The 1,090-nt window shown below is 50.5% G+C and carries 1 protein-coding gene and 1 pseudogene; both read right to left on the bottom strand.

The window, feature by feature from the left end; translation table 11 throughout:
* A pseudogene (locus B3S86_RS15145) lies at nucleotides 1-94 on the bottom strand (ribonuclease III); the annotation flags it as partial.
* The coding region (gene cysS, locus B3S86_RS15140) for a cysteine--tRNA ligase (protein WP_290754270.1) at nucleotides 91-1,090 on the bottom strand (1,000 nt) is incomplete at its 5' end. The gene cysS and the pseudogene B3S86_RS15145, both read right to left, overlap by 4 nt.

Genomic DNA, 1,090 nt, shown 5'->3' with positions numbered 1-1,090 from the left:
CTTGTTCGAGCAATCGCTCGCGCACACGAATCTCATAGACGACGTCGCCCATGTACGCTAACGCGAGTGCGTTCAGTTGTTTGTAGTTCTTCATCCGCGCTTCCACCGCATCCCTTGTGCTGTATCTTCGAGCAGAATGCCTTGGTCACGTAGTTGGTCGCGAATTGCATCTGCTCGTGCAAAGTCACGATTTTGACGTGCTGTGTTCCGCTCTTCGATCAACTGTTCGACTTCTTCATCGAGTAAGCCTTTATCAACTGTCAACGTCACACCTAGGACGCCTGATAATTCCGAGAAGAGTTCGAGGAACTGTTCGAGCACCTGTTTCGATACATGCGCTTCTCCGAGGTATAGGTTGGCTTCTTTTGAGAGATCAAATAAATCCGTCACCGCGTTCGCTGTATTGAAATCATCATCCATCGATGTGATGAAGTGTTCCTTGATTGCCGCTAGACGATTCAACCACTTCTCGTCACCTGTTCCGAGATCAGCCGTCATGTCAAGTCGGTGTTCAATGTTTGCGACCGACTCCCGGATCCGTGCGAGACCATTCGCTGCTTGGTCGATCAGTTCACGACTGTAGTTGATCGGGTGACGATACTGAACCGATAACATGAAGAATCGTAACACCATCGGATCAACCGCTTGGATTGCTTCATGAACCGTCAAGAAGTTACCGAGCGACTTCGACATCTTCTCGTTTTCGATGTTCAAGAACCCATTATGCATCCAGTAGTTTGCGAACTTCTGAGAATTGCATGCTTCCGACTGAGCGATCTCATTCTCATGGTGCGGGAACTTCAAGTCTTGTCCACCGGCATGGATATCGATCGTCTCTCCGAGGTATTTCTTCGCCATCGCCGAGCACTCGATGTGCCAGCCTGGTCGCCCTTCGCCCCACGGACTCGTCCATGCCGGCTCGCCTGGTTTTGCTGCTTTCCAGAGCACGAAATCAAGCGGATCTTCTTTTTTCTCTCCGACTTCGATTCGTGCACCTGCACGCAACTCGTCGATTGACTGTTGGCTTAATTGTCCGTAATCCTTGAAACTACGCGTCCGGAAGTAGACATCTCCGCTTGAAGCGTAGGCA

Source organism: Exiguobacterium sp. UBA3968, from assembly GCF_002385115.1.
Classification (GTDB): domain Bacteria; phylum Bacillota; class Bacilli; order Exiguobacteriales; family Exiguobacteriaceae; genus Exiguobacterium_A.
Note: the sequence above shows the minus strand (reverse complement) of the source record. Positions and strands in the feature narration are given on the sequence as shown.